Raw genomic sequence first — 12,279 nt, 5'->3', positions numbered from 1 at the left:
GATCAAGCTTGTTGCTGTTGGCCCATCAGTTCTTCGAAAGTCACCGACTTTTCAACGGTCTTGCCCTTCGATTGCACGAATTCAACGACGTTGTCTTCCAACGCCATGGATTCCGGGCCAGCCAGACGATCACGTTGCTCGTAGTACCAGCCTACGACATCCTGCGGATCTTCGTAGTTTTGTGCCAGATCTTCGATGATTGCCTTGACTTGTTCCGGCTTGGCTTCAAGACCGTTAGCCTTGACCAGTTCAGCCAGGACCAGGCCCAGGTGCACGCGGCGCTGTGCTTGCGCTTCGAACATTTGCGGGGAGAACGGAACCAACTTGGGATCGATACCGCGTTGTTTCAAGTCCGCCTGCGCGGATTCTGCCAAACGACCGATCTCCAGGCCGACCAGGGACTTGGGCAATTCAACCGGTGTAGCCTCGATCAGCGCGGTCATCACGCTTTCCTTGGCACGGGCTTTCAGACGGAAACGCACTTCGCGCTCGAGGTTGGCTTTGACTTCAGCGCGCATCTTGGCGATGTCGCCGTCTTCAATGCCCAGGCTCTTGGCGAATTCTGCGTTCACTTCCGGCAGCAGCGATTGAGCTACGTTCTTCAGGGTGATCGCGAACACGGCGGTTTTACCAGCCACGTCCTTGCCATGATAGTCAGCCGGGAAGCTTACTTCCACGCTTTTGGTTTCATCTTCTTTCATGCCGCGAATACCGGCTTCGAACTCAGGCAACATCTGGCCCTTGCCCAGCAGGAATGCATAATTGTCAGAAGAACCACCTTCAAACGGCTCACCATCAATGGTGCCCTTGAAGTCGATAATAACGCGGTCTTCGTCAGCAGCAGCACGTTCAACGCGCTCGTAACGGGTACGCTGGCGACGCAGGATATCCAGGGTCTTGTCGATTTCAGCGTCGGATACATTCAGTACCGGCTTTTCGATTTCGACGCCGTTCAGATCACCCAGCGTCACTTCCGGATAAACTTCAAAAGTGGCCACAAATTCAAAGTCGCCCTCGCCCGAAGCGCCTTGCTTCGGTTCGAAACGCGGGTAGCCGGCAACGCTCAGCTTTTGTTCTTGAACGGCTTGGCCGAACGAGCGCTCAACGGTTTCGCCCATGACTTCTTCTTGGACGCGGAAGCCATATTGTTGCGAAACGATGCTCATCGGCGCTTTGCCAGGACGGAAACCGTCAATACGAGCCGTTTTTGCGACGTTTTTCAGACGAGCGCTAACTTGCGCATTGATTTGATCGCGCGGTACGGAGAAGCTGAGGCGGCGTTCAAGCGCGCCCAAGGTTTCCAGTTGTGCTTGCATGTGTTGATCCATCCTTCACATTGATTCAGTTCAGGCCAACAAGCACTGCTTGGGCCAGGCCAGCCCGGTCAATCCGGACCTTATTACAAAAAGGTGGTGCGAGCGCAAAGACTCGGGAACCGTGTGCTGCAAGCATTTGCATCGGCTCTGTGGACACAATCAAGAACACCGTAAAGTGGCTCACGATAGCGTCACCAAGGCCAGACACGCCTACCGGCATACGCAGCAAACACGACACCTGCTCTCAAACGAGCCCATTAGGATAGCTGATCCGGGCAAGGTTCGCCAACACCGGCGCGGTGCAAAGTGTCAGGATGGTGTGTGTATTTTGCCACTGGGCTGGCTGACATGCACCAGGGTGCGGGTCTTGTTGGCAGGCAGGTGCTGCGCTGGCGGGGAGGATTCGACTTGCCACTCAGTTACCGGGGCCATTCAGATACACCGATTTGCCACGGATTTGCATCCAGATCGTGAACCCTAAAAGTTGGACCAGACCAGCCTTGGCCCCCGCCTACACGCCAGGATTTGGCTCCCTCAGGAAGCGTGGCGAGAGTTGGCCGACGCCACGTTGGCAAGCTCAGCAGAATGAGGGCGTTTAGCCGGAGCAAACGGCCCAGCCAGGAATAACTGCCGCCAGTCGGCAACAGACCTGAATTCGATATAGCGATAAGTCATTGCGGCCAGGAACAATACCGTCAATCCAAACGCCGCTATAAACGCAGGATCGGTATTTCCTTTGAAAATGCCATAGGCGTTCATGACTGGCAGATGCCATAGATAGATGCTGTAGCAGGCCATCCCCAGAACCTGCAGCACACGCGAACGCAACATTTGCGCCAATACGAACCGCTCGTCCAGCGCGGCCAGCAGCAATAGCACCAGGCCCAGATCAAGCACGTTACTTAATACCGCCAGCAATTCAGCCGGTGCAGTGAGCTCAATAATGCAGCGATTAAAGCCGTAAAAAGCGATGCCAATCAGCAGCGCACCCAGACCCACAAACACCGCGCTCGGCAATCGCCAGCACCGGTTATGGACATGCGCCTGGGCCAGCATCATGCCGATCACGAACTCATCCAGGCGCCCTAGCAGCAAGCCATCCGCAACCCAGTCTGGTCCGTCGTGCCGCCCATGAATCAGACATAACACCCGCACGAGCAGCGACAACACCAGCGCACCGACCAGCACCGACTTGAGCCCCACCCTCGCCGTTATCCATAACAACAGGGGAAATACCAGACTAAACAGCACTTCTGTACCAATCGACCAAAGCGCCCAGTTGGATGACGGCACAAAGGTATGGGAAGAGAACATGAAGGTAAACGTGGCGATGGTCAGCGCCTGGCGCAACACGCCGCCGTCAGGCGCAGCCAAGGTGCCACTGAGGACCAATGTGGCAATGCTGACCAGATAATAAAGCGGCATCAGGCGAAAAAAACGATGTTTGTAGAACACCAGCGCATCGGCCCTGCTTTGCATTTGCCGTTTCTGCGCGGCATAGGGCAAATAAAGGACAAAACCCGACAAAATGAAAAAGAGATTAACGCCGGTCCACCCGTTAAAAACCAAGGGCGCTGTCGAAAGCTGGAAGATCACCGGCGCCTTGACCTTCAGTGCAATGGTCAGGTGATGCCAGATAATGGCCAGAATGGCGACGCCGCGCAGCCCGTTAATCTCAGGCAAGCGCAAGCGCGGCATTATGGGTTCAGCAGTTTGCAGCACTGGGCCACCTCGCATCGGATTCAGCGGTCGGTCATACCTGCCAAGGCCATCGTCTGGTGCGCCGCAATGCAAAGAGCGGCTGCGCCAGATGTATCGACTTGAGCATCGAGCCCTCTCCTGCCACCGCATTCAATTACAACACAACCAGAACATGGGTCAGCCTGGCGCAGGACTTTGTTGGCTCGGCCATTGCTGTATAGCAGCAATTCGATGACGTAGCAGCGCTACATATCGGTTACCGGCCAGGAAGGACTGGAACGAGCGGGCAAAAAATCGGGGGGATAACGGGGCCGAGGTATGACCCCAAACAGGATCGGATGGTTAAACGCGCGCAACAAAAAAGCCCGCAAAGCCAACGATGACGGGGCTTGACGGGCTAAATTGCAAAACCGTGTTTGTGTATTGTGGTGCGAGCGGAGAGACTCGAACTCTCACGCCTTACAGCGCTGGAACCTAAATCCAGTGCGTCTACCAATTCCGCCACGCTCGCATTCAATACATGCAACCTGATAGCCCGCAAAACGAGGGCCAACGCCGGGCATTGCAACTATCACACAAAGCCGGCAACTCAGGTTGGAGGGCGATTATAAAGGAAATGTTGTACGAAAAACAAACAGAGTCTGGCGTGTTTCGTGAGCAGTTACGCTTTATGTCATACTTCCCGCCGTCCAAGTCAGGTAAAAAGCACACCTGAGCCTGTCCCGCAGCCTGCGTGGATATCTGAACCGCCCCGTACAAGTGACCGCATTTGTGAGCATTTCTGCACATTATTCCTTTGTCTTGCTTCGACTCGTGCTTGCCGGCAATCCCGCCCCCGATACCGTCATCCGCTGGTGTGGGATAGATGCCAGTGGCAAATTGCGGCATGGCGAAGACATCGCAGGCCAATTACCTGCGGCAACTGCGGTAGAAGCCGTGGTGCTACCAACCCATTATTCCTTGCATTTGCTCGAACTGCCGCGCCAGTCCAGCCAACGTTTGCGTGCACTAGTGCCGCATGCGCTGGACGACCGGCTGCTGGCGGGTGGCCAGCAACGTCACTTTGCGCTTGGTAGCGCAGCGGACGGTAAAACCCGGGTCATCGCCTGTGACAAGGCCTGGTTGCAGCGCTGGGTTGCCGTATTGGCTAGTCAAGGGCTGAGCTTGCGCAACGCGTGGCCGCTGGTTGATCTGGTGCAACCACTGGACGAGTGGCAGCGCGTGCAACTGGATGATGGCGTGCTGCTGGTCAAAGGCGACCAAAGCACCTGGTTTGATTCAGCCGCCGTTGCCAGCCAATGGCTGGAAGACCAACCAGTTCACGATCTGGCCTGGTCTGATATTTATGGCGACCCTATCCGTAGCGGGGCTATCAATCTGCTGCAAGGCGATCTCACCCCCAAGCTTTCCCTGCCGTTTGACACACGCAAACTCAAGCGTACTGTCGGTATTTTGATCGCACTATTTGTGGTGCTAACCGTAGGCAGCCTGTGGGATTGGTGGCAGTTGCGCCAACAGGCAACCGCGCTGCAACGCGAACTGCGTCAGACTTTTGCCGCAGCCTTCCCGGGCACCCCGATTGTTGATCCGATCCTGCAATTGCAAAGCCAGCTACAAGCCGCCGGCGCCGGACAAGGTAGCGGGACGGCAAGTGGCGCTGACTTTACCGGCTTGTTACAGCGTATCGATGGCATCGCCACCGGAACTCATCTGCGCCGCTTGCAATTTGAAAACGGCCAGCTGCAAATGGAACTCGCCACCGCCGAAGCCCCTGCCCTGCAACAAAAACTGGCTGGTGCTGGCTTTAAGGTTGATCAACAGCCTGGCGCGGTAGGCACCACTGTATTGCGCGTTCAAGGAGGCCAGAAATGAAGCTGAATCAACTGACCGCCCGTGCGCAAGGTTTCTGGCAAGCGCGTAATGCTCGTGAGCGCAATATTCTGGCGGTTGGCGGCGCCATTGTGCTGATCGCGGTCGTCTACGCCGGCATCTGGCAACCATTGGTGACCCAGCGCGCGCAATTGAACAAACGCGTACCGCAACTCCAGGCCGATCTGGCGCAAATGCAACGCGGACTGCAGCTACTTAAGGGTGGCAGCAACGTGGTGCGTACCGATGACCTGCGCGCAGCAGTCACCGCCAGCCTGCAACAGCATGGCATCAAGGCCGATCTGCAAGCGCAACCGGACAACAAGATCAGGATCGATGCGCCGCAGGCCGACTTCGCCCAAGTGCTCGAACTGGTCGGTGCTTTGCCGCGCGAAACCGGCAGCCATGTTGTGACTTTTGATGCCAATGGTGCCCAGAACGATGGCGTTGTGCACTTTACTGCGGTTGTCCAGCGATGAAACAACACCTGAAACACCCTCTTCTCTGGTTTGGCATTGCACTGTTTGTGTTGTTTGCGCTGGTGCGCTTGCCGATGGTTCTGTTCGCCAGCGCTATCCCCGCCCCGGTCAAAACCGGTGACGTAACGGGCAATTTGTGGGAAGGCCGCATTGGTCAGTTAGGCCTGGGCGATCAGTTATTGCTGCAAGATGTACGCTGGCACTGGCAACCATCTGCCTTGTTGCACGCCCAACTTGCCTGGCAACTGGATACTCGTGACGGCGAAACACCCGGCCAGGCGCGCGCCGTATTGGGCATGACCGGTTGGCGACTGGAGCAGGTCGCCCTGAACATACCAGCCAGCCCGTTGTTTGCCCAGGTCAAGATGCTGGCGCCATTTCAGTTGGGTGGCAGCCTGCAAGTCCGGGCACAACAAATTGCCGCAGGCAAGTTTGATCAATTGAGCATGCAACTGACCGATGCCACGTCCATGGTGACGCCGCAAGCCAATCCATTTGGCAATTATCTGATCAATGTGGTGCAAGGCAGTGGCGCACCAACCTGGCAAATCACTCCGCAAGGCGGGTTGTTGGCTATTAACGGCAGTGGCCAGATCACCAACGATGGTCCCAAAGGGCAATTGAGCTTTACCCCGACCAAGGGCAAAGAAGCATTGTTCTCCAGCCTGCTTGACCGCATGGGGCCAGGCCATACCGTTCAGCTTGGCGGCCAATAAAGCACCATCTGGCAGTATTGGGAGCTTCGGCCCAGACGTAAACCAGACAAAGCAGCGCACTTTCGTAAACTGCGCTGCTAAACTGGCAGTTGACTCCAGCACAAACCGTTAACGGCTAGCCGTTCGATCAAGCAACCAACCGGGCCATACGCAGCCCACCAGGAAAACCAATGAAAAAAATCGAAGCCATTATCAAACCGTTCAAGCTTGACGATGTTCGTGAAGCGCTTTCCGATCTGGGCATTTCCGGGCTGACCGTGACCGAAGTAAAAGGCTTTGGCCGTCAAAAGGGTCATACCGAACTGTACCGTGGCGCCGAGTATGTTGTTGATTTTTTGCCGAAAATCAAACTGGACGTCGTTCTGGCTGACGACAAACTTGATGCCGCCCTTGAAGCGATCCAGAACGCCGCGCGTACCGGCAAAATTGGCGACGGCAAGATTTTTGTATTCAATGTCGAGCAGGCAATCCGCATTCGTACCGGCGAGAGCAACGAAGACGCCATCTGACAGTAGCGAGCGTGTTTAGCCCATAAAAAAACCGCCTGCGTCCTGGCGGTTTTTTTATGGGCTCATTAAACGTAGCCACCTGCTGACTTCTTTGATCAGAGGCAGAACACCGCGGCGTATCAAGCCTGCCGAACCAGCAGCTTATTTTGCACAGCGGGCCTGGCTAAATCTAAGCCTCAAACATCCACCGGATCAACATCCAGCGCCCAGCGCACGCCGGGGTGTTTTTCCACGCCAAGTTGCTCCAGCATCTCGCGCAATGCAGCCTGCATGGCCGGGCGACGTTGCGCGGAGATGAGCACTTGCGCCCGCTCCCAGCCCGCCTTGCGTACCATCAGCGCGGGCACGGGGGCGGCCAGATGCAGCCCTGGAAAATCGCGCCAGCGTTCACGAATCTGTTTGAGAAAATCCACCGCGCGCTCCAGCGTTTTGGCTTCAGCGCGCAGCATTGCCCAGGCGGCAAAGGGCGGCAAACCATTGGCTTTGCGTTCCTGCATGGTGCGATCAGCAAACACGGCGTAATCCCCGGCAATCAACATCGGGTAAAACGGATCGTCGTGATAACGCGTCTGGATTAGCACCTTGCCCGGCTGCCCTGCCCGCCCGGCGCGACCCGCTACTTGCAGTAGCAACGCAAACAGCCGTTCCTGCGCACGAAAATCCAGCGAGAACAAACCGCCATCGGCATTCAACACGACCACCAGTTGCAGATTGGCAAAGTCATGACCTTTGGCCATCATTTGCGTGCCAATCAGCAAGCGCGCTTGCCCGTCATGGATTTGCTTGAGCATGGCATCCAGACTGCCTTTGCGCCGGGTATTGTCGCGATCAATGCGCAACGGCGGCGCCTCGGGAAACAACTGAGCGAGCGATTCTTCCAGCCGCTGGGTGCCAAAGCCGAGCGGCTGCAAATCGGCGTTACCGCAATCCGGACAATGCACCGGCGGGGGACTTTCCCAGCCACAGTGGTGACAGCGCAGACGGCGATCTTCCCGATGCAGCACCAGCCGCGCGGTACACCGTTTGCAACTGGCTATCCAGCCGCATTCATGGCACGCCAATACCGGCGCATAACCACGCCGGTTGATGAACACCAGCACCTGACCACCGGCATTCAAGGTATCGCGAATCGCATTGATTGCCGGTTGCGCCAGGCCATCAAACAACCGCAACTGCTGGGTGGGCAGCAAGTGGATCTGCGGCGCGGTGGCTGCGGCAATGGCGCGCCGCGTGAGCGACAACAACTGGTAGCGCTTCTCACGCATATTGCGCCAGCTTTCAATGCTCGGCGTGGCGCTCCCCAGAATGATCGGCACATTGGCCTGACGCGCACGGTACACGGCCACATCGCGCGCGGAATAGCGAAAACCCTCTTGCTGGCGGTATGACAGATCATGCTCTTCATCGACCACAATCAGTGCCAGCTCAGGCATCGGCGTGAACACCGCCAGCCGGGTACCAAGGACAATCCGGGCCCGCCCTTGCGCCGCCAGCAGCCAGTTACGGGTGCGTTCACCATCGGCCAGGCCACTATGCAATGACACCAGATGTTCGTGCGGAAAGCGGGCGCGAAAACGCGATTCCAGCTGCGGGGTGAGGTTGATTTCCGGAATCAGCACCAGCACCTGCCCGCCTTGCGCCAGCCGGGCTTCGATCTCGCGCAGATATATTTCGGTTTTGCCGCTGCCAGTCACGCCATAGAGCAGAAATGGCGCGTAGCCGGTCGCAACCTTGAGTTTTTCCAGCGCGGCTTGTTGCTCGTCGGTGAGTGTCGGCAAATTCTGCGTTACCGGTACGCGAGCTGGGGCGAGCTCGGGCTCAACCTCGTTAACCCAACCGGATTCTTGCCAGGCTTTCAACCAACCAGCAGCACTGGCCGACACGGCGCGAATCTCATCAAGGCTGCGCGGAAGCGCAAGCAAGGTCGCCAGTTCTTTCTGCTTGCGTGCGCGGTCGGGAATCTGCGCCAACAAACCGGCGTGATCGACCGCAGCGAAAAAGGCCATGTCCCTTGCACCGGCCCAAAGCTGGGTCTGGCGAAACGCGCCTGGCAGCGCTGCGGCGACTACCTGACCAATCGGCCACGCATAGTAATCAGAACAGAAACGGCATAAATCGAGGATGGCGGCAGGCAGCGGCGGCATATCCGCTGGAATCACCTGCACCGATTTGAGTTGCTCTACCGTGAAGCCAGCCGAGCCATCATATTGCTCGCTCACCTGCAGTACTACACCGGCCAGCAACTGTCGCCCGAACGGAACAATCACCCGCGCCCCGCGCTGGGGCGCCGTCCCTGACCAGCGATAATCAAATGTTCGCTGGAGAGGCACATCCAGGGCAATTTGTAAGTAAAGTTCAGGCATTCAGGCACCAAAATATGCCACGAAAAACTACCCACAGCTTCTGTGGATAACTTTGTGAAGAACTTGCAGGAAACTGCGTGAAACCCGCGTTACAACAAGATGTAGGCTGGATTGCCTATTTTTTAAACCAAAATATAATTTCGTTATAAATCAATAACTTAAATTATATGTATTGTTTTGACATCTCTTTGTGACGAGGGCTTGACAAAGCTGTTTTGTGGCAAATTTTCAGTGTGAATAAGTAAATCACCATACGCCAGGCGCGCTTGAACATTGCGCGCTAAATGATTGATTCACAATGACTTGGAAAAATCAGGAATGATAGGGTCTTGAAAGCTTATGCACGCTTTCAACGAGAACCTTTACATTATCCGGGGGAGTAAACTGACCAATGCCGTGACCCAGATTAAAGATATGGCCAGTTCCATTACCCCATGATGCAAGCAACCGCGCCACTTCGGCTTCAATGGCAGCGGGTTGCGCCATCAGTGCCACCGGATCAAAGTTACCTTGCAGAGCAACCTGACTGCCAACGCGCTGACGCGCAGCGCCCAAGTCTACAGTCCAGTCCAGACCCAAAGCATCGCAGCCAGTGCCAGCCATTTCTTCCAGCCACAAGCCGCCGCCCTTGGTAAACAGGATCACCGGCACCTTACGCCCATCGGCCTGACGGGTCAGGCCGTTCACCACGCGCTGCATATACGCCAGCGAGAACTCCTGATATTTACCAGCGGCGAGTGAACCACCCCAGGTATCAAAAATCATCAGTGCTTGTGCACCAGCTTCGACCTGCGCGTTCAGGTAGTCAATCACCGTGCGGGCGTTAACGTCCAGGATGTGGTGCAACAAATCCGGGCGGTCGTACAGCATGGTTTTGACCGTGGCGTAATTGTCCGAGCCACCGCCTTCGATCATGTAACAGGCCAGGGTAAACGGGCTGCCGGAGAAACCAATCAGCGGCACCCGGCCGTCCAGTGCGGTGCGGATGGAACTCACAGCATCGAATACGTATTGCAGTTCGGTGCCAACATCGGGCACGGCCAGCTTGCGGATGGCGGTTTCGTCACGCAATGGGCGCGCAAACTTGGGGCCTTCGCCCTCAGCAAAGTACAAGCCCAGACCCATGGCGTCCGGTACGGTGAGGATGTCCGAAAACAAAATGGCAGCGTCCAGCTCGAAGCGATCCAGCGGCTGCAGGGTGACTTCGGTGGCATATTCTTTAGACTTGCACAGATCAAGAAACGAACCCGCTTTGGCCCGCGTGGCGCGGTATTCCGGCAAGTACCGACCGGCCTGACGCATCAGCCATACGGGTGTGTAGGGCACCGGTTCACGCGCCAGGGCACGCAGGAAAACGTCGTTCTTGAGCTGTGATGTTGCCATGTTCTCGCCTGTCTTCAGATCTCAGAGAGACCGGTCAAAATGTTGGTTCATGCGCAAACCCTGCGCCGTCATGTCATCTGCCAGTTGCCCGGCGCCGTGCAGGATAACACCTTGTTGTGATACGGCCGCAGTTCATCGCCATGCGCCACGCTCACCATGATGCAGCCGGGCAAGCGCGCCAGCAGCGCGGCAAACAAGGTGGCTTCGGTTTCGGAATCCAGCGCCGAGGTCGCTTCATCCATCAGCAACACGCCGGGCGGGTTCAACAACGCCCGCAACAAAGCCACCCGTTGTTGCTCACCGATGCTCAGGATATGCGACCACATATCGCGTTTATCCAGCTGGGGCTGTAGATGCTGCAAATTGGCCAGTTCCAGCAACTGCGCCAGTGCGGCATCGTCATGACGTGGGGGGCATGGATAATACATAGCCTCGCGCAGGGTGCCAAGCGGCAAATAGGGTCTTTGCGAGAGAAACAATGTACTGCCTTGTTCCGGGTAAGCCAGCTTGCCATGGGCGTACGGCCAGATACCCGCCAGCGCGCGAATCAACGTCGATTTGCCACAACCGGAGCGCCCCTGGATCATCAATCTGTCGCCACTTTGCAATGACCAGCTAACGTCCTGCAGCAGGACCTCGCCATCGGGTTTGGTGACGGATTGCAAGTCAACCTGCATGGATTGACCCGCGTATTCCGGCTGCAATCTGGGCATGACCGCAACCTGGTCGAGCCCGGACTGAAATGTGGATAAACGATCGACCACCGACTTCCAGCGCGCCCATTCGGTGAAGTTGTTAATAAAGCTGGATAACGCCCCCTGCACCTGGCCGAAAGCATCGGCAATCTGGATGTACACACCTAAAGTAACTTGTTTGGCAAACACGCGGGGCGCCATCACCACCATTGGGAAAAGTATGGACAACTGCGTGTAAGAGCTGACGTAGAAACCCAAAGCTTTGCGTTTTTTCATCAACAACCAGAAGTTGCTCATCACGTTGCCAAAACGTTGCTGCAAGATGGTGCTTTCCTGCGTTTCCCCTTTATACAGAGCGACTGCATCCGCATTTTCACGCAAACGAATCAGGCCATAACGAAAATCAGCCTCATAGCGTTGCTGGAAAAAATTAAGTCTTACCAGAGGCAATCCAATCCAGAACGTAATAACCGTGCCAATCACCGCGTAAACAAGCGCTATCCAGAACATATAACCGGGAATGACTAATTGATGGCCGCCCAATATCGTGCGCAACGGCCCAGATAACTGCCACAGCAAAGCCGAAAATGTAACCAAGGTACCAATATCACTCAGAGTACTTAGAAAGAGACCCAGCGAGCGGCTAACGAATTCATCCACATCCTCGGCGATCCGTTGGTCCGGGTTGTCGGTTTTATGGTCAGTCAGTTGCAGTCGATAGTAGTTTTGCTCAGTCAGCCATTGGTTGAGCAACGAGCGCGTGAGCCAGCGCCGCCAGATGATCTGCAGCATTTGCTGGAAATAAGTGCTGTAGACCCCCGCCACGATGGTAAGGCCGGAAATCCAGCAAAATTCCAGGATCAGCTTTTTGAAAGCACCAAAGTCCAGAGTCTGCAGCGCGTTGTACAGATCACCCTGCCAGGCGTTGAACCACTTATTGAGATAAATATTGCCGCCAGTTAGCGACAACACCAGCGCCAGCAAGCCCCAAGCCTGCCACCAGTGCGCGCGGTCCACCCAGAACGGGCGACATAAACGCCAGAAATTAGCGAGCAAATGGCGGGTGTTTTTTGATGCAGAAACGTGCAGCGTTGCGTGATCTTCAGCCATTCAGCGCCCCTATTCACAGAAAGCCGCATCGGATAATGCAGGCTGTGAAAATGACAACGACCTTCAACGCAATCGGTGGACCGGCCCACCGAACCGAATACCCGGCGTGGCTGCGGCAAGCGGCCTGCGTCACACACC

General features: G+C 56.2%; 9 protein-coding genes and 1 tRNA gene. 4 read left to right on the top strand and 6 right to left on the bottom strand.

Going from position 1 to position 12,279, the window contains the following annotated elements:
- Nucleotides 1-2: 2 nt before the first annotated feature.
- The 3 genes from tig to N7220_RS19155 form a co-directional block, all read right to left on the bottom strand.
- Nucleotides 3-1,316 (bottom strand): trigger factor, encoded by a 1,314-nt coding sequence (gene tig / locus N7220_RS19165; protein ID WP_283149137.1) that lies wholly within the window; start codon nucleotides 1,314-1,316, stop codon nucleotides 3-5.
- Between the two features lie 534 nt (nucleotides 1,317-1,850).
- Nucleotides 1,851-3,014 carry an acyltransferase family protein gene (locus N7220_RS19160; protein WP_283149136.1) on the bottom strand — a complete coding sequence of 388 codons (1,164 nt, stop codon included), beginning with the start codon at nucleotides 3,012-3,014 and terminating at the stop codon, nucleotides 1,851-1,853.
- 429 nt (nucleotides 3,015-3,443) lie between these two features.
- Nucleotides 3,444-3,528, bottom strand: a tRNA-Leu gene (locus N7220_RS19155).
- A 302-nt stretch (nucleotides 3,529-3,830) separates the two neighbouring features.
- Between N7220_RS19155 and gspL the strand changes: the two genes are divergently transcribed.
- From gspL to N7220_RS19135, 4 genes are all read left to right on the top strand, one after another.
- Nucleotides 3,831-4,889 carry a type II secretion system protein GspL gene (gene gspL, locus N7220_RS19150; protein WP_283149135.1) on the top strand — a complete coding sequence of 353 codons (1,059 nt, stop codon included), beginning with the start codon at nucleotides 3,831-3,833 and terminating at the stop codon, nucleotides 4,887-4,889.
- Complete coding sequence (locus tag N7220_RS19145; RefSeq protein ID WP_283149134.1) at nucleotides 4,886-5,365, top strand: type II secretion system protein M; 480 nt, start codon at nucleotides 4,886-4,888, stop codon at nucleotides 5,363-5,365. The genes gspL and N7220_RS19145 overlap by 4 nt, the downstream gene beginning before the upstream one ends.
- Nucleotides 5,362-6,081, top strand: a complete 720-nt coding sequence (gene gspN / locus N7220_RS19140; protein ID WP_283149133.1) for a type II secretion system protein N — start codon at nucleotides 5,362-5,364, stop codon at nucleotides 6,079-6,081. The genes N7220_RS19145 and gspN overlap by 4 nt, the downstream gene beginning before the upstream one ends.
- Nucleotides 6,082-6,251: 170 nt before the next feature.
- Nucleotides 6,252-6,590: a P-II family nitrogen regulator gene (locus N7220_RS19135; protein ID WP_283149132.1), complete on the top strand. Its 339-nt coding sequence runs from the start codon at nucleotides 6,252-6,254 to the stop codon at nucleotides 6,588-6,590.
- A gap of 176 nt (nucleotides 6,591-6,766) precedes the next feature.
- On the opposite strand, the gene N7220_RS19130 is transcribed toward N7220_RS19135, so the two are convergent.
- The 3 genes from N7220_RS19130 to N7220_RS19120 all read right to left on the bottom strand — a co-directional run bounded on the left by N7220_RS19130 (nucleotide 6,767) and on the right by N7220_RS19120 (nucleotide 12,141).
- Nucleotides 6,767-8,953, bottom strand: a complete 2,187-nt coding sequence (locus tag N7220_RS19130) for a primosomal protein N' (RefSeq protein ID WP_283149131.1) — start codon at nucleotides 8,951-8,953, stop codon at nucleotides 6,767-6,769.
- 312 nt (nucleotides 8,954-9,265) lie between these two features.
- On the bottom strand, nucleotides 9,266-10,336 hold the full coding sequence (hemE, locus tag N7220_RS19125) for a uroporphyrinogen decarboxylase (protein WP_283149130.1): 1,071 nt from the start codon (nucleotides 10,334-10,336) through the stop codon (nucleotides 9,266-9,268).
- A 68-nt stretch (nucleotides 10,337-10,404) separates the two neighbouring features.
- Nucleotides 10,405-12,141, bottom strand: coding sequence for an ABC transporter ATP-binding protein/permease (locus tag N7220_RS19120; RefSeq protein WP_283149129.1), 1,737 nt, complete (start codon nucleotides 12,139-12,141; stop codon nucleotides 10,405-10,407).
- Nucleotides 12,142-12,279: the final 138 nt, after the last annotated feature.

The sequence above is a fragment of the Silvimonas soli genome (assembly GCF_030035605.1).
Taxonomy (GTDB): Bacteria; Pseudomonadota; Gammaproteobacteria; order Burkholderiales; family Chitinibacteraceae; genus Silvimonas; species Silvimonas soli.
This window is presented reverse-complemented; position numbering and strand designations above follow the sequence as displayed.

Coding starts and splice junctions, on each gene's coding strand:
- hemE (WP_283149130.1), bottom strand. CDS start 10,336: ATGGCAACATCACAGCTCAAGAACGACGTTTTCCTGCGTGCCCTGGCG.
- tig (WP_283149137.1), bottom strand. CDS start 1,316: ATGCAAGCACAACTGGAAACCTTGGGCGCGCTTGAACGCCGCCTCAGC.
- N7220_RS19130 (WP_283149131.1), bottom strand. CDS start 8,953: ATGCCTGAACTTTACTTACAAATTGCCCTGGATGTGCCTCTCCAGCGA.
- N7220_RS19160 (WP_283149136.1), bottom strand. CDS start 3,014: ATGCCGCGCTTGCGCTTGCCTGAGATTAACGGGCTGCGCGGCGTCGCC.
- gspN (WP_283149133.1), top strand. CDS start 5,362: ATGAAACAACACCTGAAACACCCTCTTCTCTGGTTTGGCATTGCACTG.
- N7220_RS19135 (WP_283149132.1), top strand. CDS start 6,252: ATGAAAAAAATCGAAGCCATTATCAAACCGTTCAAGCTTGACGATGTT.
- N7220_RS19145 (WP_283149134.1), top strand. CDS start 4,886: ATGAAGCTGAATCAACTGACCGCCCGTGCGCAAGGTTTCTGGCAAGCG.
- N7220_RS19120 (WP_283149129.1), bottom strand. CDS start 12,141: ATGGCTGAAGATCACGCAACGCTGCACGTTTCTGCATCAAAAAACACC.